The 20624-nt window shown below is 43.3% G+C and carries 17 protein-coding genes; 8 read left to right on the plus strand and 9 right to left on the minus strand.

The features are described 5' to 3' along the window. Positions 1-161: 161 nt before the first annotated feature. Positions 162-569: a secondary thiamine-phosphate synthase enzyme YjbQ gene (locus DWW23_RS23200; protein WP_122356683.1), complete on the minus strand. Its 408-nt coding sequence runs from the start codon at positions 567-569 to the stop codon at positions 162-164. 14 nt (positions 570-583) lie between these two features. Then, positions 584-1381 (minus strand): hypothetical protein, encoded by a 798-nt coding sequence (locus DWW23_RS23205; protein WP_122356685.1) that lies wholly within the window; start codon positions 1379-1381, stop codon positions 584-586. 79 nt (positions 1382-1460) lie between these two features. On the opposite strand from DWW23_RS23205, the gene DWW23_RS23210 reads away from it, so the two are divergent. The 4 genes from DWW23_RS23210 to DWW23_RS23225 all read left to right on the plus strand — a co-directional run bounded on the left by DWW23_RS23210 (position 1461) and on the right by DWW23_RS23225 (position 6375). Further along, complete coding sequence (locus tag DWW23_RS23210) at positions 1461-2411, plus strand: DUF362 domain-containing protein (RefSeq protein WP_255419624.1); 951 nt, start codon at positions 1461-1463, stop codon at positions 2409-2411. Continuing rightward, positions 2411-4024 (plus strand): 4Fe-4S binding protein, encoded by a 1614-nt coding sequence (locus DWW23_RS23215; RefSeq protein ID WP_122356689.1) that lies wholly within the window; start codon positions 2411-2413, stop codon positions 4022-4024. Before DWW23_RS23210 ends, DWW23_RS23215 begins: the two co-directional genes overlap by 1 nt. Positions 4025-4064: 40 nt before the next feature. Next, entirely contained in the window at positions 4065-5195 is a 1131-nt protein-coding gene (tgt, locus tag DWW23_RS23220) for a tRNA guanosine(34) transglycosylase Tgt (RefSeq protein ID WP_122356691.1), read from the plus strand. A gap of 94 nt (positions 5196-5289) precedes the next feature. Then, the gene (locus DWW23_RS23225; RefSeq protein WP_122356693.1) at positions 5290-6375 is read left to right on the plus strand and encodes an LptF/LptG family permease; all 1086 of its coding nucleotides are present in this window, start codon (positions 5290-5292) and stop codon (positions 6373-6375) included. A gap of 122 nt (positions 6376-6497) precedes the next feature. Here DWW23_RS23225 and DWW23_RS23230 read toward each other — a convergent pair whose 3' ends face one another. Next, positions 6498-7967: a PCMD domain-containing protein gene (locus DWW23_RS23230; protein WP_233564432.1), complete on the minus strand. Its 1470-nt coding sequence runs from the start codon at positions 7965-7967 to the stop codon at positions 6498-6500. A 165-nt stretch (positions 7968-8132) separates the two neighbouring features. Then, positions 8133-9137 carry a hypothetical protein gene (locus DWW23_RS23235; protein WP_122356697.1) on the minus strand — a complete coding sequence of 335 codons (1005 nt, stop codon included), beginning with the start codon at positions 9135-9137 and terminating at the stop codon, positions 8133-8135. Positions 9138-9773: 636 nt separating this feature from the next. Here DWW23_RS23235 and DWW23_RS23240 point away from each other — a divergent pair. After that, on the plus strand, positions 9774-10598 hold the full coding sequence (locus DWW23_RS23240) for a DUF6261 family protein (RefSeq protein ID WP_147382641.1): 825 nt from the start codon (positions 9774-9776) through the stop codon (positions 10596-10598). Between the two features lie 129 nt (positions 10599-10727). Here DWW23_RS23240 and DWW23_RS23245 read toward each other — a convergent pair whose 3' ends face one another. The 5 genes from DWW23_RS23245 to DWW23_RS23265 form a co-directional block, all read right to left on the minus strand. Next, positions 10728-11840, minus strand: coding sequence for a DUF4925 domain-containing protein (locus tag DWW23_RS23245; RefSeq protein ID WP_122356701.1), 1113 nt, complete (start codon positions 11838-11840; stop codon positions 10728-10730). 213 nt (positions 11841-12053) lie between these two features. After that, on the minus strand, positions 12054-12239 hold the full coding sequence (locus DWW23_RS23250) for a CDGSH iron-sulfur domain-containing protein (protein WP_122356703.1): 186 nt from the start codon (positions 12237-12239) through the stop codon (positions 12054-12056). A 96-nt stretch (positions 12240-12335) separates the two neighbouring features. Next, on the minus strand, positions 12336-12860 hold the full coding sequence (locus DWW23_RS23255; protein ID WP_122356705.1) for an acetyl-CoA carboxylase biotin carboxyl carrier protein subunit: 525 nt from the start codon (positions 12858-12860) through the stop codon (positions 12336-12338). Positions 12861-12875: 15 nt separating this feature from the next. After that, positions 12876-14387: an acetyl-CoA carboxylase biotin carboxylase subunit gene (gene accC / locus DWW23_RS23260; RefSeq protein WP_075557578.1), complete on the minus strand. Its 1512-nt coding sequence runs from the start codon at positions 14385-14387 to the stop codon at positions 12876-12878. Between the two features lie 13 nt (positions 14388-14400). Then, entirely contained in the window at positions 14401-15945 is a 1545-nt protein-coding gene (locus DWW23_RS23265; protein WP_122356708.1) for an acyl-CoA carboxylase subunit beta, read from the minus strand. Positions 15946-16361: 416 nt separating this feature from the next. Between DWW23_RS23265 and DWW23_RS23270 the strand changes: the two genes are divergently transcribed. The 3 genes from DWW23_RS23270 (at position 16362) to DWW23_RS23280 (ending at position 20598) form a co-directional block, all read left to right on the plus strand. Beyond that, on the plus strand, positions 16362-17075 hold the full coding sequence (locus tag DWW23_RS23270; protein ID WP_122356710.1) for a FadR/GntR family transcriptional regulator: 714 nt from the start codon (positions 16362-16364) through the stop codon (positions 17073-17075). Between the two features lie 117 nt (positions 17076-17192). Further along, complete coding sequence (locus DWW23_RS23275) at positions 17193-19682, plus strand: sodium/solute symporter (RefSeq protein WP_233564433.1); 2490 nt, start codon at positions 17193-17195, stop codon at positions 19680-19682. Between the two features lie 4 nt (positions 19683-19686). Then, the gene (locus DWW23_RS23280) at positions 19687-20598 is read left to right on the plus strand and encodes a dihydrodipicolinate synthase family protein (protein WP_122356714.1); all 912 of its coding nucleotides are present in this window, start codon (positions 19687-19689) and stop codon (positions 20596-20598) included. Positions 20599-20624 lie beyond the last annotated feature (26 nt).

The raw sequence follows: 20624 nt of genomic DNA on the forward strand, positions 1-20624 counted from the left end.
AACCCTTTTTATTGATTAGGCAGAAAGTAGTCAACTAAAATCGTTAAACTACAGTTTCCTCGTAATTCCCTGCTTTGGAAACTCCAGTTCCCTCCGCAGGAAACTGTAATTTCCCAGGCAGGGAACTGGAGTTTCCTACTTAGGAAATTTACGGAAACTAACTATATAATTGTAATACTCAACCTGCGGCTGTCCCCGCCGTCGCGGAATTCACAAAGATAGATACCTTGCCAGGTCCCCAGGTTCAGACGATGGTTCTTTATCGGAATAGTTACAGACGATCCTAATAGCGAAGCCTTGATATGGGCAGACATATCATCGTCTCCTTCCAGCGTATGGGTAAAATAAGAAGCTCCGTCGGGCACCAATTTATTGAAAAAGGTATTGAAGTCGTGACGGACAGACGGGTCCGCATTCTCATTCAGGGTAAGCGCGGCAGAAGTATGTTTGATAAACAGGAATAACAGGCCGCTTTCCGGTAGTTCCGGCAGACGGGAAACAATATCCCGCGTGACGAGATGGAATCCCCGGTTATAATGAGGCAATTGTATATCGAATGTTGTAGCCATGATAAATCTCCGGTTTATTGTTCCAGTAATCCTTCCAGATAACGTTCCGGTGATAAACCGACCTGTTGCATGAATCCGGCAAGGGCACTAAAGTTCAGTTCTTCAGTCTCACTGTCAAGTAAAGTTACTTTGCGGATGACATTCAGAGGCAAAGAGATGGGAACGAAAGGTCGCAATTGCCCGTCCTCGTACCGGTAACCGGCATCGGCAGGATTGCGAAGGACTGTCAACCGCCATTCTTTCTCCGGTGCACATGCCGGATTCTTTACTTCCAGGCAAGCATTACATAAAAGTGAGAAGAAACGCGAATCAGCCGTAAAACCACTGTGCTCTTCATCGAAAAAGAACTTATCGTATTCACGCTCCATCTGTGTAACAAAATTGGCGAGCACCTGCCCTTCATCGTATTTACAGCGGATCAGGAACATGTTTTCAAAAAGACAATGTTCTGCCAATTGCTCATAATCGAGTGACAAACGCAGATATGGCAATCCGGAGTCTTTTACTTTCCCGGGAAGAAAAGTGCCGTCTTCATAAAAAGATAATTTATAAAGATCCATCTCCGGCCCGATCAGCATCCGCCGCTTTTCACGAAAAAAAGGAATGGCTTGTTTACTCTCTTCCTTTGGAATTCCTTTCTGTACTTCATACTCACCTATGGCTTTCCTTAGCAACGACAATCCATATTGATATTCTTCCCTGGCAACGGTATATAATAAATTTTCAGCTTGTAAGATAAATGCCGGTTCCCCAGCCGGTTTCATGCAACCTTCGACAAAGGAATGCAGTGATATATAAGTATATAATTCCATTAAATTAATATTTTTTACGGGCAAAGATACACTATAATTCAGAGAATTGCTACCTTTGTTTCAACTATCAATAATTCTAATAACCAATTACAACAAGATGAAACGTCGTGATTTCTTAAAGACCAGTGTAGTAGCTGGTGCCGCTCTTTCAATAGACTTTAAAGGGTTGCAAGCTGCCTTATCAACCAATACGATGGCAGTGGAACAAGCCCCTGAAATGGTAGCCGTTATGGGTGGCGAGCCTGAAGTCATGCTTGACAAAGCATTGGAGACCCTGGGGGGAATCGGAAAGTATATCAAAAAAGGGCAAAAAGTCGTTATCAAACCGAACATCGGATGGGACCGTACACCGGAACTGGCAGGAAATACCAACCCACAGCTTATCAAGGCGTTGGTAAAGAAATGCCTGGATGCCGGAGCAGAAAAAGTAACCGTTTTCGACCATACCTGCGATAACTGGCAGAAATGTTATGAAAGCAGTGGTATCGCTGCAGCCGTAAAAGAAGCCGGAGGTATTATCATGCCGGGTAATGACGAAAAGTATTTCAAAGAAGTATCTATCCCCAACGGAGTAAAAGTAAAATCAGCCAAGATACACGAAGCACTGATCGAAGCGGATGCCTGGATCAACGTTCCTATCCTGAAGAATCATGGCGGAGCAAAACTGTCCTGTGCCATGAAGAATTATATGGGGATCGTTTGGGACCGCCGGTTCTTTCATCAGAACGACCTGCAGCAATGTATCGCCGATATTTGTACCTGGCAAAAGAAACCGGTACTGAATATCGTGGATGCTTACCGTATGATGCACCAAAACGGGCCGCAGGGTAAAAGCGCTGCCGACGTAGCTACATTGAAATCCATGATCGTCTCTCCGAATATCATTGCGATCGACACGGCCGCTCTGGCTCTGTTCAACCAGGTAAAGAAACTGGATATGGAAGCTGTCGGACACATCGGTAAAGGAGAAGAATTAAAACTGGGAACAACGGATTTAAAGAAAGTCAATATCAAACGTATTAAGATTTAATGAAGCGACCTAATTATTTAAAAGGACTGAGAGTTCTGCTCGCAGTCCTGTTTTTTATACCCATCCTTCTTTTCTTCCTGGATTTTACGAATAAGATGCCGATGGATATACATAAACTGCTGCATGTCCAGTTACTGCCTGCTATTTTGGGCAGTATGTTCGGGATCGTAGCCGTTCTACTTCTGCTGACGTTATTCTTCGGGCGTATCTACTGTTCGGTAATCTGTCCGGCCGGAGTTTTCCAGGATATGATCAATCGCCTGTTCTGTATAGGCAAAAAGAAGAAAAAAGGGATACGACGGTTCAAATATCATAAACCCTTGAACTGGGTACGTTATGTTCTACTGGCGGCAACAGCGATAACGGCTGCACTGGGATTTTCCGGTCTGTGCCTGTTACTCGATCCGTACAGTAACTTCGGACGCATCGCGGCGAATTTGTTCCGCCCTTCCGTCATGTGGGGAAATAACATATTGGCCGACTGGTTGATGAAAATGGATAACTACTCGTTGTTTCATGTAACGATCAGTACCGTGAGCATTGCAGGTCTGGTGGCCGGCATCGTGGCATTGGTTGTATTTGCCGTGATGGTTATTTTCCGCGGCCGTCTGTTTTGTAACTCGTTATGTCCGGTTGGAGCTTTGCTTAGTCTGGTTTCGCGTTATTCATTCTTCCGTATTTCGTTCGACAAAGAGGCTTGTACTCATTGTGGGAACTGTGAACATACCTGTAAAGCAGAAGCGATCGACGCTAAAAATCTGACGGTCGACACATCGCGTTGCGTGGATTGTTTCAACTGTGTTTCATCCTGCTCCAAAGGCGGATTGCAATACCGTTTCAACCCTCCTTTCAGGAAAGAAGAAAAGAAGATCGCCGAAGCTGCCATGAATATGGAAGCAGAACCGCAACCGGCAGTGAACAGCCGTCGTACTTTTCTGGCTACCGGAGCTACTGTTGCCGCTACCCTCCCGATCGTTTCGGCTATTGCAGAAGGTGTCGAACAAGCCAAAGGTAATGGACATGGGAATGGTCACGGAAAGAGAAAAGGCCGTAAAAAATGGCCGCCCGTTACACCTCCGGGATCACTGAGCCTGGAACGTTTCAAAGACAAATGTACCGGATGCCATATCTGTGTGGTGAAGTGTCCGAGCCAGGTATTGCGTCCGGCCGGATTGGAATATGGTTTCGATTATCTGCTGAAGCCGCGCATGGCCTATCTCAGTAGTTATTGTAATTACGAATGCACGATATGCTCGGAAGTTTGCCCGGCCGGTGCCATTATGCCTATTACGGTGGAAGAAAAGAAATCGTTGCAGGTAGGTATCGCAACCTTCTTTATCAACCTATGTATTGTGAAGACGGAAGGGACCGATTGCGGTGCTTGCTCCGAACACTGTCCGACACAGGCTGTACACATGGTGCCTTACGAAGGAACACTGACGATCCCTCAGGTAAATCCCGACTTATGTGTAGGTTGCGGCGGCTGCGAATCGATCTGTCCGGCACGTCCGATGCGGGCCATTATCGTGAGGTCGAATGTGGTGCATCAAACCATTGTTTTACCGGAAGAGGAAGAAGTCAAAAACGTAGAAGTAGATGACTTCGGATTCTGATAGAATTATATTACCTTTGCGCCCAAAGCAAAGATAAAGAATGAAATTCGAATTACAACACAACGATACTAAGACAAATGCAAGGGCGGGCTTGATTACAACCGATCACGGGGTAATCGAGACGCCCATTTTCATGCCTGTCGGAACACAAGGCACAGTGAAAGGCGTCCACATGACCGAACTGAAAGAGGATATTAAGGCACAGATCATCCTGGGTAACACCTATCATCTATACCTGCGTCCGGGTCTTGAAATCCTGGAGAAAGCCGGGGGATTGCACAAGTTTAATACATGGGATCGCCCTATCCTGACCGACAGCGGAGGTTTCCAGGTATTCTCGCTTTCCGACAACCGCAAATTGCACGAGGAAGGAGCCGAGTTCCGTTCGCATATCGACGGTTCAAAGCATCTTTTCACCCCCGAAAAGGTAATGGATATCCAGCGTATCATCGGTGCCGACATCATCATGGCTTTCGACGAATGTTGTCCGGGAGATGCCGACTATGATTATGCAAAGAAATCGCTGGGGTTGACCGAACGATGGCTGGACCGTTGTTTCGACCGTTTCAATTCCACGGAGCCGAAATATGGTTACAGCCAATGCCTCTTCCCGATCGTACAGGGTTGTGTATATCCAGACCTGCGCCGTCATGCGGCAGAGAACATAGCAAAGAAAGGGGCTGACGGAAATGCTATCGGCGGACTGGCTGTCGGCGAACCGACCGAGAAGATGTACGAAATGATCGAGGTTGTCAATGAAATATTACCCAAAGACAAACCTCGCTACCTGATGGGGGTCGGGACTCCTATCAATCTGCTGGAGGCGATCGAGCGCGGCGTGGATATGTTCGACTGTATCATGCCGACCCGTAACGGACGTAACGGGCAGATCTTCACGCAATACGGTACGATCAACCTGCGCAATAAGAAATGGGAGGACGACTTCTCCCCTGTCGATCCGGATGCCCACTCATACGTAGATACGCTTTACAGCAAAGCATACCTGCATCATCTGATCAAAGTAAACGAACTCCTGGGTCTGCAAATTGCTTCCATCCATAACCTCGCCTTCTATCTGTGGCTGGTGAAGGAAGCACGAAAGCATATCATCGCCGGTGACTTTGCTATCTGGAAAAGCGGTATGGTGCAGCAACTAAATAATCGACTCTAAAAGTTGACAGATAACAGTTGACAGTTGACAGATTTTATACTCTATTCCAACTGTCAACTGTCAACTGTCAACTGTCAACTAAAAAGACATTCGCATGAAATTCAAATTAAAACGGATAGACTGGTATATCATCAAGCAGTTTCTCGGAACGTATGTTTTCGCGATCATGCTGATTATCTCTATCTCCGTCGTATTCGATATAAACGAAAAGATCGATAAGTTCCTGAAACCCGAAGTTCCCCTGCAGGCGATCATTCTGGATTATTATATGAACTTTATCCCCTATTTCGCCAACTTGTTCAGTCCACTGTTCACGTTTATCGCGGTCATCTTCTTTACCTCGAAGCTGGCGGACAATTCGGAGATTATCGCCATGTTGGCAAGCGGAATGAGTTTCCGGCGGCTGATGTTGCCTTATGCGATCTCGGCTGCGATCATTGCGATAGCCAGTTTTGTTTTGAGTGCTTTCATCATTCCCCCGGCCAATGTGACGCGTATCGATTTTCAGAACAAATATATCAGGAACAAAAAAGTGGAATATGCCCGAAACATACAGATTGAAGTGGAACCGGGTGTGTTCGCTTATTTCGACCGTTATGACGCACGCCCGAACATGGGTTATCGTTTCTCACTCGAACATTTCGAAGGAAAGAAGCTGATCTCCAAGCTGACGGCCAATTCAATCAAATACGACTCGCTATACAAATGGACCGTGATCGATTATATGATCCGCGACTTTGAAGGAATGCGCGAACATATCACCCAAGGCTCCCGTAAAGACACGACGCTGACGATCATTCCGTCCGACTTCCTGATCTCGGTAAACGATTGTGAGACGATGACCTCCCCACAGTTGGCAACTTATATCGAACGGCAGAAAACGCGTGGTATAGGTAATATCCAGACATTCCAGATCGAATATCATAAACGTTTCGCTTCCATCATGGCGGCATTTATCCTGACCTCTATCGGGGCTTCTCTCTCCTCACGCAAGATCAAGGGAGGTATGGGTATGAATATCGGTATCGGACTGGCTTTGAGTTTCTCTTACATCCTGTTCACCACGGTTACATCGACCTTTGCGATCAACGGATATGTAAGTGCGATGGTGGCCGCCTGGATCCCGAATATTCTCTATACGTTCATTGCCATTTATCTGTACCGGAAAGCACCGAGATAATCACTGGTATCCCCGCTTATGAGCCATGAAATGTTTGTGGTAGCTGAAAAATAAAAAAGGAATGTATCAAAACTAACTTTGATACATTCCTTTTTCACTATATGGATTTTACGAATCGTGTATTATTCGAAAACGACTTCCAGTTCATCTATATATAAGGTACTTCCGGGTGCTCCCTGGAAAGCATCACCTTTACTGCTGGAAGAGAAAATGAGAGCTAACTTATACAATTTGGTTGTATCATACGTTTTGCCTTTCTCAAATTTGAATTCGAGGCTGAACGGAGTATATTCCGCTTTCGCCGTACCGTCGGCCAAGCTTGCAACTGCTACAATCTTGTCAGAATCGCCGATATTCAGACCTGTCAACGTTTCGTTTTCGTTAGCTACTTCATATAAAACACCTTTTATACTACATTCGTCCGTCAATTCCGGATGTTCTATAATATTTGCTTTTTTAGAACCATCTAAAAATAATTCACCTGGAGTATATTTATAATATCCATTAAAGAGCAACGGTTTCTTATCACACATGATACCGAATTTCGTACTGTTCAACTGGTTAAAAGGATCGACCGCAAAACGTCCGGTATACAGAGAACCGGAAGTAATAGCAGGTGCTAAAGAAATATCCGATGTATTCTTAGTTGTCAGTTTAGCTGCCATACCTTTAACAGCATCCTCTGTTGGAACAACCGGAAATTCGTCTGTATAACCAAATAATGCCAAATAGCTGGCACCGGCACTGCTGGTCGCCAATTTATCATCGGGGAATGGCGTTTTATAGGCAGCCTTACCGGTTCCTTTGTCAACCCATTCGTCTAGTGAATATTTCTGCATTTTGCCAGCTACGGAAACAGTATAAGTCGTGGTCGTAATTCCATCCTCCGAAGTCACAGTGTAAGTGACAGGTTTAGAGAAATCCTGCGCTACACCGCTTGCAGGAGTGATTGTTGCTTTATCGGAAATTTTGATTGTTGGAACTAAAGCTGCCAATTCTTCCGCTTTGATGGTGTCTGTTACCATAAAGGTGATGTTTGTTCCGTCAATTTCCGGCTGTGAAACGACTTCTTTGCTGTCGAAAGTAAATTCTGTGATCTTAGCCTCCGAACTCTGGTCGGTAGCCAGTTTCGTACCCGTGAAATCGACTTTCACTGTGATGGCTGCACCTGACTGGGTAGCTTTTACATTGATCACCATATTGAGTTTTTCACCGGCAATAGTACCGTTCATTACCACATCGCAATCGCCGACGATAGGTAACGTCAACTTTTGTTCGCCATCGAACTTACAAGCGTCATCACTTTGTTTTTCTACATTACATTTGTCTACGGAAATGTTTCCGAGTGCCATAGCCCCGAAACTGAAGTTTTTCAGTTCCATCTTGATCTGGTTGTCGCCGACTTTGGTCACATACACTTTCTGGGGAAGATTTTCACCGACTTTAGTTCCGTCCAGATCTACATCGAGCGTTCCTTTATATACGCCGTCAAATTCTGTTCCGATAGGTCCTGCCTTATCGTCATCACTACAAGCCGTGAACAAACTTAGCATGCAGAACATGCTGAATAAATACATTAGTTTTGTTTTCATAAATCTGTTAGTAAACTAATACCTTTTAATTATTAAAATAAAGTTTTTTTAAACAGCACGAAGATAAGGACATTTTTGAGAAAAACGATCACTTGAGAATTTATAAAGAAAAAAAGAGAGACTATTAAATATAGTCTCTCTTTTCTAATCTATAAAATATTTATTTTATTTAGTAAAACCTAAACCAAAATCGAAGATTGTTGAAGCTGCAAGCATTTCTTCCAACCATGGCATCAATGATGCAAAATCACCAGGAACCAAAGGTTTTAAGATTGGTACAACTTTTGTAAGAAGATCTTTAGATACATAGAACTGTGCTGAATTACCTTCAATTGTCATATTTAATGGTAAAGCATAATAACTTCCTGTTTCTTGTAAAAGACCTTTTAATGCAGTCAACAATTCCTCACCCATTACTGCACCTCCTATCTCTAAGAAACTTTTGCTAATGGCCAAATATAATTGACTCTTCCCATCTTTCGTTTGTACATAATAACGAAGATCAAGCATGTTAATAATGGCCATAATTTCTTCGGCATTACCACCTGAAGCTGTAGTCTTGAAAGAGATACCTAATTTACCGTCTTCTGCAAAATTAACGGTTACTGATTCTACTTTCTGAGCAATCATCTGACCAATCATCGATTTCATCATTGGTACCAAGAAGTCAGAGCCTTCCACACCTTCGATATTAACTATCACATCAGCAGTCAGAGCATTACTGTTATTAGTATCTTCTTCGATTTTCAAATTCCAAGCTCCTATAGCAGATGAAGTTATTTTGAGTGTTGTTTTAATTGTTAATATGCCTTCTTTTACAGAACCTTCAATTGATACAACACGGTCATCTGTTGTACTTTCTCCAGTCAAGGTATAACTGTCAGTATTAGCTACTTTTGCTAATTTAGCATCTAATTTTACTTCCGATTCACCGATCACTATATTATTAAGAACAACAGAAGCTTTTTCTGCAGAAGCAGCTTCTACTTTTACTGAATATATTGATTCCTCTTTTTGAGCTTCTCCGTTTAAAACTAATGCTTCTGCTTCATAAGTACCAGAAATAGCTTGCCAACTGTTGTCAACCTTTTCTTCTTCATCGTCACTACATGCTGTAAATAAGCTAATACAACAAATCAATGTAAAAAAATAGAATAAATTCTTACTCATGATAAATACGTTTAATATTAATATTTAATGTTTAATGAGTCGCGAAGATAAGAACATTTTTTTTGTAAATACACTTTTATCTAGCTGTTCTTAAAAATAGAACATTCTTTATTAATAAAATATTTCCCGGGACTAAATCTAAACAAAGAATGGACACATCTCCCCATATTTTCATATTTTCCGTTATAAACAGTAAAAACATCGTCAAACAAAGCATAATAAACCTTTTATCTTCCTTTATCTGCTCTAAGGAGCATATTTTCTTCCGAAAAAACACTTTTCTTCCATTTTTTACCTACTTTTAGTGCATCTCACTGTAAGAAAGCTTGAAAAGCAACCGGAGGAGACTTCTCACTGTGAGGATAGTTGAAAAAAGCGATTTTGAACTTTTTCACAGTGAGAAATCGCTTTTTTCCCGTTTTGAAGATTTCTCTGTGTGAGAAAAGGTCTTTTTCCCGGATTTGAAGAGTTCTCACGGAGAGACGACTCTACCGAGCTATTTTGAAGATTTCTCACTGTGAGAAACCTTTGTCGGCAACTTTTGAAACATTCTCATGGAGAGAAAGCATTCCGAAGGATATTAAAAATATGAACGAGATTTTTTTATTAAATATGAATCTTAAAAATAATCTGATTATGAAGCAAATTCCAAAAATCAACTACTTAATGCAGGCCCGTAACGCCGAGCATTACAACCTGTACCTGCAAACCCTGAAAATCATCACTGTCGATTTTGCGACAAAATATAAGCTGACTGCCCTGCGCGATGCCTTAGCCGCTGCTTTCGATGGCGAAGATGATGCGTATTTGCAGTCGAGAAGCTTTGCCGATACGAAAGAGATCGATGAGAAAGACGCCGTGCGCGACAAACGTTTCCGTTTTATCTTCCTCACGACCGAAAGCAAGGAGCTCAGCCTGGTGGAAGCTGAAGCCAAGGCTGCTGAAAAAGTGGCTTTTGCGATCGCTCCGTATGCGGGTGCCGCATCGAAACCTTTCGCCGAAAATACGGCGATGGTGGAAGATATGGTGAAAAAATTACAGTCGGCCGAATATACATCTTACATGCAGGCATTGGGATTGACTGATGCCGTCGTTGCTCTCAAAACGGCTAACAATGATTTTGTGGCCGCCTTTTCACGCCGTGCCGATGAGAAACGTATCCGCTCTGTCAGCGACAACCTGAAAAAACTCCGCCCGGTGACGGATGAAGCTGCTCGCAAATTGTTCGATGCCATCAACGCGCTTTATCTCGTGAATGAGTTGGTCGATAAAGATCAGGCGAAAGAAACGGCGATCGGCACTGTGATCGATGCCGTGAATGCAGAGATCGTTCAATTCTCGGAAACGCTGTCGCGTCGTGGTGTAGGGAAGAAAGCGAAGGTCGAGCCGGATGATAAGCCGATCATTCCTCCCGAAGAAGGTGGTGGTGAAGGTGGTGGCGACCGACCGGAGATAGAATAAATCCGTCTTTATTCCCATCTTTTAATGTGTAATGTCTTGACATAAATAAACCCTGAAAGTTTTTTGTCCAACTTTCAGGGTTTATTTCGGTACGGAAACTCCCTCTTCACAGGTATGTTTTATAGAAAATTACTTCTCCAGCAGATTCAACGTTACGCTGATATCTTCCGTCTTTTCCAAAATCTCGGGCAGGTTGGTAAACAGTTCCTGTACAATCGGCAGCAATACAGGCTTAATCTCATTGGGAATAATCTCCGACAATTTGGGAAGCAAGAGCTGCTGTATCTTTTCGTTTGCCAGCACAGGCAACAGCTGCATCAACAGTTCTTTGTTTGCCGTGATCCGAGCGTTGCCGCCGGTAACACTATAGTCCAAAGGTATTCCTTTCGAAAGATATTGGGCTAGATACTTGATCAGGGATAAATCAAATCCGGGCATTTCCGCTTTCGACCTTGTTGCCAGGATTTGAGCGATATTCAACTGCACATACATCACATTGTCCTTTACATAATACTGCGCCAAGTTAAGCGGTGACGATGACCATTCGGATGAACCTTTTTTCTTATAGCTGGCAACGATATTCCCATCGCCTCCGAAAACAACCATTTGAAGCACGCTTTGCAGCAACGGTCCGACCAAAACGTCCAATTCAGGGGCAACAACCGAGATTGGCAGTTTACCTTTGCCCAAAGCAGACAAATCGATCATATAATCAGACTTCCAGACAATATTCAACGGTTTGGCAGGCTGAAGATTCCAGTTGCCAACCAGGTCGTTGTGCGGCATTCTTATATCATCGACTGTCATGGTCAGTTTGTCTTTCTCAACGCTACCTGAATACTTAAATTCGCGTCCGTTAGACGAATCGGTGCCCTCAAACGTATATTTCTCACCCGACAGTGTTAACGGGACATTCGACAAGGTGGTGTATGTTTCACCCGGAATAACGCCCGGTGCTACCTCGAGAAAGGGTGCGCTAGATTTCGAGAACAATCCCAGCAGCTCGACCAGATAATCGGCCGATCCTCTCATCGTGATCGTAGCCGTTTTTCCGTTTTGTGTATCAAAGATGATTTCTTTGCCTAACAAAGCAAGATTTCCATTTTTCAAGTCCAATTTATCACCGGAATAAGTGGTGTTTACATCCAACCCGTTCGGGTCTTTCGAATCGTCATCGTCACAAGCTGTAAAAAAGCTCAGCGCACACAACATAGTAAACAAATACAAAAAACTTTTCTTCATAACTCTCTTTTTTATAAACAAACGTCTCTAACTGAGAATAAAATAGTTTATTCAAACGCCACGAAGATAGGCATTATTTCATTAAGCGGATTTAAAAATTAAAGGCTTAACATTACGTCGGCCAAATCTTTAGCATTTATAATCAAAGAAAATCCGTATCTCCTCAAGAGCTACGGATTTTCCGAATGTAAATGTATATCTATTATTACCAGGTCACAGTTTCATATGTGATCCGTCGCAAAACGGTTGGTTCTTTGAATGACCGCAACGGCAAATTGCCGTTCTTTCCATAATCATTTCTTTTCCATCGGGTGTGATCAGTTTTACCGGGCCTTTCACCAACAACGGACCTTTATCCATTGCTTTCAGTTCTACTAAAGGTTGTTCTTTGTTTTCCATAACTTCTAATTCTATTGGTTTTTATTTATATTATGTAAGCTTTATATAAGAACAATGACAAATTTACATTTGTTTAGTAAAAACAGTAAATAGCACTTATTCTACCACTAACATTTTATCATTGACAGCGACTTTATCGCCACCGGTAATATAAACCTCCTTCACTATCCCGTCTATCGGGCTGCGTATCTCGTTTTCCATTTTCATGGCGACCAATACACAAAGCGGAGTTCCCGCCGTTACTTCATCACCGGGTTTCACATTCACTTTCAGGATCACGCCCGGCATCTGTGCAGTGATCACCTGACGGCCGACAGCCACCGACTGGATACGCGACAGGCGCATCTTCTTCAGTTCGTCGATTACCTGTACCTGGAAATAATCGCCTTTATTCTTTACTTCGTACACATCGTCGGATATATTGGATATCTGGACACCGTGCGATTTATGATTGAGGATGATGGAATAGATGCTATCCCCTCCCACATTATAATCTACATTATATATCTTGCCGTTTACGGAGACTTTCTTTACCGGGCCGTCTTCCAGTATTTCCACCTTGAATTCGGTGTCGGGCATATCATTTACTGTTGCAAAATAGGTTGCTAATGCTTTTGACATAATCAGATCCTCCTTTTAATAGTTATTGGCAGTCATCTGCAGTTTACCGTAATATTTCCATAAAGACTCGCCTACCAACGGGACTGTTGTCATACGGGCAGAGGCCTCCTTCTCCTGTTCGAAATGCTTGATGGCCGCAGCAATCACGGCAACCAGCGGATCGTTGTTCTGACGACGTTTCAGATCTTCCTTATCGAATTTGGTATCGATGAAAGTCGTATCGTAATTCCCTTTCAGGAACGTCTCGTTGTGCAAGACACGCTGATGGAACGGGATCGTCGTTTTAATTCCCAGAATCTTATATTCCCGCAACGCACGTGCCATATTGGAGATGGCTGATTCGCGGTTACGTCCCCAAGTACACAGCTTAGCGATCATCGGGTCGTAATGCAAAGAGACTTCAAATCCGGCATACGCGGCACTGTCCAGACGTACATTACGTCCTTCGGGCGCTTCACGAACCTTGATGACACCCGGCGAAGGCATAAAGTTATTCTCCGGGTCTTCCGCATAGATACGGCATTCGATGGCCGCTCCTCTGAACTCTACATCTTCCTGTTTGTATGGCAACGGATTACCGGCAGCCACCAGGATCATATCACGTACCAGATCGACACCCGTAACCTCTTCCGTCACCGGATGTTCCACCTGCAGACGGGTATTCATTTCCAGGAAATAGAAGTTCTGGTCTTTATCCATCATAAATTCCAACGTTCCGGCACTGTAATAACCGATCTTCTTACAGGCTTCCACCGCCACAGCCAGCATCTTCTTGCGTGTCTCTTCCTTTACAAAAGGTGACGGCGATTCCTCGATCACTTTCTGGTTACGGCGCTGAATAGAGCATTCACGTTCATAGAGATGGATCACATTCCCATATTTATCACCCAAAACCTGTACTTCGATATGATGCGGATTCTCAATATATTTTTCAATGTAAATAGCATCATTCCCGAATGAATTTCCGGCTTCGGAGCGCGACAGACGGAAAGCTTCTTCCAGCCCTTCTTCATCACGGACCAGACGCATGCCTTTACCACCTCCGCCAGCCAATGCTTTCAGCATGATCGGATAACCGACCTCTTTAGCGACTTTGCGGACTTCTGCGATATTGTTAACCGGCTCTTCTGTTCCGGGAACGACAGGTACACCGGCTGCTTTCATGATCTTGCGGGCCTCGGTCTTAATCCCCATTTTAGCAATAACATCGGCACTCGGACCAATAAATATGACACCTTCTTCTTCACATCTGCGGGCAAAATCTGCATTTTCAGATAGAAAACCGTATCCCGGATGGATAGCGGCACCGGTCTTCTTGGCGATTGCCAGGATCAGGTCGGGTTTCAGATAAGAAGTGTCTGTTTCATCTTCCGAGATACAGTAGGCTTCTTCGGCATATCGTACATGCAAGGCACCCCGGTCTACATGTGTATAGATCGCAACGGTCGGTATATTCATTACGCGGCAGGTACGAAAGATTCGCATCGCAATTTCGCCGCGATTGGCTACTAATACTTTCTTTATCATAATCGTTCGCGTATTAAAGTGGTAAATTGGAATGTTTCTTCGGCGGATTGGATTGCCGTTTATTAGCCAGCAGTTCGAAGCTGCGGATCAGGCGGGCACGTGTTCCCGACGGTTCGATGATCTCGTCCACATAGCCCAGTTCGGCTGCCCGGTAGGGATTAGCGAATTTCTCACGATAATCATCCTGCAATTCCTTGCGTTTCTTCTCTACGTCCTCGGCCTTTTTCAGTTCTTTACGGAAAAGGATATTCACGGCACCGTCCGGTCCCATCACAGCGATCTCGGCAGTCGGATAAGCGAAATTGATATCACCGCGGATATGCTTGGAGCTCATCACATCATAGGCTCCGCCGTATGCCTTACGGGTAATGACTGTTACTTTCGGCACCGTCGCTTCACAATAGGCATAAAGCAATTTTGCCCCGTGGCGGATAATACCTTCATATTCCTGGTTAACGCCCGGAAGGAATCCCGGCACATCCACCAATGTCAGCAACGGAATATTGAAAGCATCGCAGAAACGGACGAAACGGGCCGCCTTCACGGAAGCATTTATATCCAGCGTCCCTGCCAGAGCGGCCGGTTGATTGGCTACAACACCGATCGTTTTTCCATTCAACCGGATATAGCCGATAACGATGTTCTTGGCATATTCTTCCTGTACTTCAAAGAAATTATGATCGTCGGCAACCGATTCGATCAGTTCTTTCATATCGTAAGGCTGATTCGGATTGGTCGGAATCAGATTATTCAATTGTTCATCGATCCGGTTCGCGCTGTCGGTCGTCGGGATGAACGGAGGTTCTTCCATATTATTACTTGGAAGGAATGACATAAGTTCGCGTATCTTCAGAATACAATCCATGTCGTTATCCCCTGTGAAATGAGCTACTCCGGAACGACTGCTGTGCACTTCCGAGCCGCCTAAATCCTGCATTGTCACCTCTTCTTGCGTCACACTCTTTACCACTTCCGGCCCCGTAATAAACATATAGCTGGAATCTTTCACCATAAAGATGAAATCGGTCAGAGCCGGTGAATAGACTGCACCTCCGGCACACGGCCCCATGATCGCACTGATCTGTGGAATAACCCCCGAAGCCAGCGAGTTACGTAAAAAGATCTCTGCATAACCTGCCAGCGAGCGTACACCCTCCTGAATACGTGCTCCGCCTGAATCGTTCAGACCGATCACCGGTGCACCCAGTTGCATCGCCATATCCATAATCTTACAGATCTTCCGTGCATATGTCTCGGAAAGAGCACCACCGAATACCGTAAAATCCTGGGCAAATACAAATACCGTACGTTTACCTATCAAACCGTAACCTGTCACTACCCCATCGCCCAACGGACGCTGTTTCTCCAGTCCGAATTCTGTACAACGATGGGTTACAAATTTATCGACTTCCACAAAACTTCCTTTTTCAAGAAGTAATTCGATTCTTTCACGGGCAGTCAGTTTACCCGCTGCGTGTTGTTTTGCGATACGGTCTTCGCCGCCTCCCAGCTCTGCCTGATGGTTCAGAGCTGCCAATTGTTCAATTTTTTCTTTCATGGCGATTGTCGGTTTTTATTGATGAACTTTATTTTATTACTACTGGTGATATATACAAAAGTAAGAGTAACAACTATCTTAAACTGTATTATATATTACACAGTAAATATTCCATGATCTTAACGCCTTTACAAGATAAACATTTGAAAGTATGAAACTGTTACGGAAACTAATCGAATTTATCGATAGAGTTATCGATTCTATTTATCTCCGATGTTCTATCTACTCCATAAAACCGTTGCTTTTTCACCGCTTCTATCCTGCGAAAATTTCCTGTTTTTTTCTTCCCGACTATATACTAAGCGACTAATAAGTTAAATTATATAAATATAATAAGTCATTTATTGTATATAAAAAATCTTTTCTCTTTATTTGTCAGACAAATAAGATTAATAAGAATTATAACCTACTATATCATGGATTCACTGAAAGTTCACAGTCAGACCATTACATTGGTCGATCAAGTTGAAGATAAGCTCCTTAATTACTTAAAGGAAAAGGATTTGCGTGCTGGAGATCCTATTCCCAATGAACTGGAATTAGCGGCTGCCCTGGGCGTTGCCCGTAGTGTTCTGCGCGAAGCATTAAGCCGCCTGAAGATGATGGGGATGATAGAAAGTCGTACTCGTAGAGGAATGATCCTAAGAGAACCGTCCATACTTGGAGGTATGAAACGGGTTGTCGATCCGCGTATTTTAAGTGAAGAATCGCTTTTCGATATCTTAGGCTTCAGAATCGCTCTTGAAATAGGTATGTGCAGCGATCTGTTCCGTAATATCACAACCAGGGATATCCACGAACTGGAAGAAATTGTAAAGATGGGGATCGTTTTCGAAAATAACGAATATGCTCCGGTCAGCGAATTTACTTTTCACGCCAAATTATACGAGATAACAGGTAACAAAACCATTTCCGAATTTCAGGAAATCATACATCCCGTCATGATCTTCGTAAAAAATAAATTCAAAGACTTGCTTGAACCTATCAATATCGAGATGAAAGAAAAAGGCCAGATCGTTACCCATGCCGACCTGCTCGAATATCTGAAGAAAAAAGATGAAACAGGTTACCGGAAAGCCATAGAGCAACACTTTGAGGTCTACAAAAGATTCTTAAACAGTAAAACGTAAACAAAAAAATTTCATCTTATGTCTAATACATCTAAAATAACAATCCTATTTCTTGCTTGTCTCTTAAATCTTCCTTGCCTGCAAGCAAACGTCCATGATACTTCAAAAAGTACAGAGATGGAAAAGATCAAATGGGACAACAGTTTGACTTTACCAGAAATAGACGGACGAGCCAACATAGGTGTTGCCGGTGCTTTTTCAGGATTTATCGGCAATAACCTGGTTATAGCCGGAGGAGCCAATTTCCCGGATATGACTCCCTGGAACGGAGGGCATAAAACATGGTGGAATACATTATATTATATAGACATTTCCGATCCGACCGCAAAATGGAATATTGTCCGGGATTGTATGCCTAAAGCATTAGCTTACGGAATTTCTATTGAATTACCTTCCGGATTATTGTGTATTGGAGGATGTGATGACAGTCATGTTTACAAGGATGTCTTTTTACTTCAGATTAAAAATGGGAAAATCGAAGTCGATACGAACTGGCCTTCTTTACCTGTACCGTTAGCCAATGCGGCCGGTGTACTGTTAGATAATAAGGTATATATAGCCGGAGGCCAGGAAAGTATGGTTATGCAGGAAGCAACCGGACACTTTTTTGTTCTCGATTTGTCAAATCGTAAAAAGGGTTGGAAAACCCTGGAGACCTGGCCGGGAGCACCACGTGGATATGCTGTCAGTGCTGCTCAAAGCGATGGATTTGATAAATGCTTCTACCTTTTCAGCGGGCGGAACTATAAAGCGGACGGATATGTAGAAGTTCTCACAGACGGATTTGTATATAATCCCCGCCTGAACAACTGGAAAAAACTAGACCGTCAATTTCCGGTCATGGCAGGTACCGCAATACCGACAGGAGCTAACCATATTCTTTTTCCAGGCGGTGTCTCCAGATTAATCCCAGGCTCTGACGAGCATCCGGGATTCGATAACGTGATCCGTTCATATCATACTATCACAAACACACTGATAGAAAAAGAAGTTGTACCCTATCCTATTCCTGTCACAACGAACATTGCCCGTAAAGAGAATACATTCTATCTGACCAGCGGAGAGATCAAACCCGGTATCCGTACGCCTTTGTTGTTAAAAGGAGAAATTATACCTTTTGAAAAAGGACTCGGAACAACCAACACCATAGTTATCATCTTATACTTTGCATCCTTAGCCTGGATTGGATATTACTTTTCCAAAAAACAAAAGAATACGGACGATTACTTTAAAGGAGGAGGTCGTCTTCCCTGGTGGGCTGTTGGCTTGAGTATTTTCGGGACTAGCCTCAGTGCTATAACCTTCATGTCCATTCCGGCAAAGTCTTATTCATCCGATTGGAGTTATATGTTGGTTAATGCCGGAATCCTGATGGTTGTTCCCTTTATTCTATATCTGTTCATTCCTTTTTACAGAAAACTGAATGTAACAACCGCTTATGAATACCTGGAGCAACGGTTCAATCCTTTGATCCGTGTTATCTGCAGTCTGGCGTTCATCTTGTTCCAGATAGGAAGAATGGGGATTGTTTTATTCCTGCCGGCAATCGCACTAAATGTCGTAACAGGATTCGACATATTTCTCTGTATCGGACTAATGGGTATATTGAGTTTGATATATACCATGATGGGAGGAATTGAAGCTGTTGTATGGACAGACGCTTTACAGGTTGTCGTTTTATTAGGAGGAGCTATTTTAGTTGTTATCATAGCGATATTCAATATTCCAGATGGTATTTCCGGCGTTATACAGGAAGCCGCATCAGACAACAAGTTCGATCTGGGCAGTTTGAATTTCGATTTGAAACAATCGACTTTATGGACTGTATTGATCGCAACATTCTTTACCAATTTAACAACTTACGGGACTGACCAGACAATGGTACAGAGATATATGACCACAGAAACTGAAAAGCAGGCTAAAAAAAGTGTCCTGACAAATGCCGTTCTGACCATACCTGCCACATTACTTTTTTTCTTTGTCGGCACGGTACTTTATGTATATTACAAACATAATCCGGCAGACCTGAGTCTGACTATTACTGACGGAGACGCGATCCTTCCCTGGTACATTTATTCTGAATTACCTCAAGGCATAACCGGTCTTCTGATATCAGGCATTTTCGCTGCCGCCATGTCAACGCTCAGCAGCAGTATGAACTCTGCTGCAACGGCTTATATCGTCGATATCCATAGTAAGATCGTAAAAAGAGATTCAATGAATAGCTTGTTTGCAGCGAAAACAGCCACCCTACTGCTAGGTATTGCTGGTATTGCTTTCGCCTATATGATGGCTACCTGGGAAATAAAATCATTATGGGATGAATTTAATAAAATACTAGGTATCATCCTGGGAAGCCTGGGTGGCCTGTTCTTATTAGGAATGATAACACGACGGGCTAATGCAACCGGTGCTGTATGTGGCATAGCCGGTAGTATTATAGTCCAACTGGTAATGATCCATTTTCAATATGTCCATTTATTATTATATACGACAACAGGATTCATCTCTTGCTTCGTCATCGGATATATTGCCAGCCTGATCATACCCGGTCATAAAAAGAATATCGATCATCTGACCATTTACAAAATATTTTCTAAAAAATAACAACATGAAAAATTATCAACGTCTGAAAGGATTGATTGCCGCATCTTTTACTCCCATGGATGCGAACGGAAATGTAAATCTTTCCGCAATCGACAAGTATGCCGACCTATTGGCTGATTCGAAGATGACAGGAGCATTTGTTTGCGGAACAACGGGAGAATCCCTGTCCCTGACCACCGATGAGCGTAAAAGCATTTTGGAACAATGGGTAAAATCAGCAAATGGGCGTTTTAAAGTGATCGCACATGTCGGAAGCAATTCGCTGATTGAAGCCATCGATCTGGCATCGCATGCAGCCCGTTCAGGAGCGGATGCTATTGCATCCATGGCACCTTGCTTCTTCAAACCGGCAACAGTGGACGAACTGATTGCCTTCTTCGCCCCGATAGCAAAAAGCGCGGAAGATTTACCGTTTTACTATTACAACATGCCTTCTATGACCGGTGTTTCTTTATCGGTTACAAAATTCCTGGAAGAAGGTAAAAAAGTAATCCCTAATCTTGTCGGAACTAAATTCACCCATAATAATCTGATGGAAATGGGAGAATGTCTGACTTTACATAACGGCGAATTTGAGGTCCTTCACGGATATGACGAAATATTAATATCCGGATTAGCTTTCGGTGCCGTTGCAGGCGTAGGTAGTACTTATAATTACTTACCGGATGTGTACCACGGCATTCTGAAAGCGATGCAGGACGGTGACCTTCAGAAAGCTAGGGATCTTCAAAAGAAATCGATAGAAATTGTAGAAATAATCATTAAATACGGAGGAGGTGTACGAGGAGGAAAAGCAATTATGAATTTGATTGGAATCGAATGCGGACCATGCAGATTACCCATTTCGCCTGTGAGCGATAAAGAATATAACATGCTGAAGAACGATTTGCTTAAAATCGGTTTTTTATCAAAATAAAAAAGACACGGGGAATAAAACTTTGG

The organism is Parabacteroides sp. AF14-59 (assembly GCF_003479515.1).
GTDB classification, from domain to species: Bacteria; Bacteroidota; Bacteroidia; order Bacteroidales; family Tannerellaceae; genus Parabacteroides; species Parabacteroides faecis.

Bases quoted from the DNA above. Each gene is read 5' to 3' on its own strand.
- DWW23_RS23200 (WP_122356683.1), bottom strand. From the start codon at position 569: ATGGCTACAACATTCGATATACAATTGCCTCATTATAACCGGGGATTC.
- DWW23_RS23205 (WP_122356685.1), bottom strand. From the start codon at position 1,381: ATGGAATTATATACTTATATATCACTGCATTCCTTTGTCGAAGGTTGC.
- DWW23_RS23215 (WP_122356689.1), top strand. From the start codon at position 2,411: ATGAAGCGACCTAATTATTTAAAAGGACTGAGAGTTCTGCTCGCAGTC.
- tgt (WP_122356691.1), top strand. From the start codon at position 4,065: ATGAAATTCGAATTACAACACAACGATACTAAGACAAATGCAAGGGCG.
- DWW23_RS23225 (WP_122356693.1), top strand. From the start codon at position 5,290: ATGAAATTCAAATTAAAACGGATAGACTGGTATATCATCAAGCAGTTT.
- DWW23_RS23230 (WP_233564432.1), bottom strand. From the start codon at position 7,967: ATGAAAACAAAACTAATGTATTTATTCAGCATGTTCTGCATGCTAAGT.
- DWW23_RS23235 (WP_122356697.1), bottom strand. From the start codon at position 9,137: ATGAGTAAGAATTTATTCTATTTTTTTACATTGATTTGTTGTATTAGC.
- DWW23_RS23240 (WP_147382641.1), top strand. From the start codon at position 9,774: ATGAAGCAAATTCCAAAAATCAACTACTTAATGCAGGCCCGTAACGCC.
- DWW23_RS23245 (WP_122356701.1), bottom strand. From the start codon at position 11,840: ATGAAGAAAAGTTTTTTGTATTTGTTTACTATGTTGTGTGCGCTGAGC.
- DWW23_RS23250 (WP_122356703.1), bottom strand. From the start codon at position 12,239: ATGGAAAACAAAGAACAACCTTTAGTAGAACTGAAAGCAATGGATAAA.
- DWW23_RS23255 (WP_122356705.1), bottom strand. From the start codon at position 12,860: ATGTCAAAAGCATTAGCAACCTATTTTGCAACAGTAAATGATATGCCC.
- accC (WP_075557578.1), bottom strand. From the start codon at position 14,387: ATGATAAAGAAAGTATTAGTAGCCAATCGCGGCGAAATTGCGATGCGA.
- DWW23_RS23265 (WP_122356708.1), bottom strand. From the start codon at position 15,945: ATGAAAGAAAAAATTGAACAATTGGCAGCTCTGAACCATCAGGCAGAG.
- DWW23_RS23270 (WP_122356710.1), top strand. From the start codon at position 16,362: ATGGATTCACTGAAAGTTCACAGTCAGACCATTACATTGGTCGATCAA.
- DWW23_RS23275 (WP_233564433.1), top strand. From the start codon at position 17,193: ATGGAAAAGATCAAATGGGACAACAGTTTGACTTTACCAGAAATAGAC.
- DWW23_RS23280 (WP_122356714.1), top strand. From the start codon at position 19,687: ATGAAAAATTATCAACGTCTGAAAGGATTGATTGCCGCATCTTTTACT.